Annotated in this window: 1 protein-coding gene; it reads left to right on the top strand. The window is 39.8% G+C overall.

The features are described 5' to 3' along the window. A partial coding sequence (locus BZZ03_RS12055) for a prealbumin-like fold domain-containing protein (RefSeq protein WP_233128996.1) occupies window positions 1-1,040 on the top strand: 1,040 nt, incomplete at both ends.

The following is a 1,040-nucleotide window of genomic DNA, read 5'->3' as shown; positions in this document are numbered from 1 at the left end:
GATGACACTTATACCATTCAAGAAGTGCAAGCTCCTTCAGGTCTTGCGATTACTTGGAATGACGGTAAACCAAAAGAATTCACGCTGAAATACTCAGGGGATGATTCACAATTGGTTAACCCAGACACGCCACAAACGGATGCTGTAGATATCCCTGTTTTAGGGAATGTGATTCTCCAAAAAGTAGATTCTTCAACTGAAGATGGTAAATCTTCTGGTAAACAGCTCCTTAAGGACCAGGAATATACTTTCTTCTATGCTAAAGACGTAAAATTGGATGGAAAGATTATTCATAAAGCAGGAGATACTGTTCAAGTGTCAGATGGTTATGATAAACAACCTATTACTGTAAAAACAGGAACACTAACAGAATCGAAAGAACTGGTTGTTAAAACGGATGGCAATGGGAAAATTGAAGTAGATAACCTCCCAGTGGGCGACTATTATGCTCAAGAAACCCATGCGACAAATGATTATACTAAAAATCCAAAACACTATCCGTTCTCAATCACTTGGGGTGGCAGTGAAACAACGAATACAACGGTTGTGGATACTGAGACTGTAACAGATACGCCTCAACTTCAAGATATCTCGATCCAAAAAGCTGGAAAATTAAATGGCACAGAACTCCTCAATGATGCATACAGTTTGGCAGGAAATATCTTTGAAATTAAGGATGTAACACGTGGAATAACGGTTGGCACAATTACAACAGATGCCAAAGGCCTTGCGACAACTGTAGGCTCTAAACTGACTGCTAAAATGTACGTTGGAGATTCTTATACGGTTCAAGAGATTAAATCTGGGGACGGTATGGCGCTTACATGGAATGATGGTAAACCACAAGCATTCACTCTTGACTATGATGAAGATGCGGCTAACCAACCTATTCTGATTAACCCTACAATCAAAGATGAAACGGGCAAAAATACTAACCAAGAAGATTTGGTTGATGCAGCCCTTGTAAAGCAAGATGAAGATACAAAATCAGATGAAACACAAGGCAATGCGCAGCTTCAAGGTGCAGTTTATACGCTCTT

Source organism: Lactococcus petauri, from assembly GCF_002154895.1.
GTDB classification, from domain to species: Bacteria; Bacillota; Bacilli; order Lactobacillales; family Streptococcaceae; genus Lactococcus; species Lactococcus petauri.
Note: the sequence above shows the minus strand (reverse complement) of the source record. Positions and strands in the feature narration are given on the sequence as shown.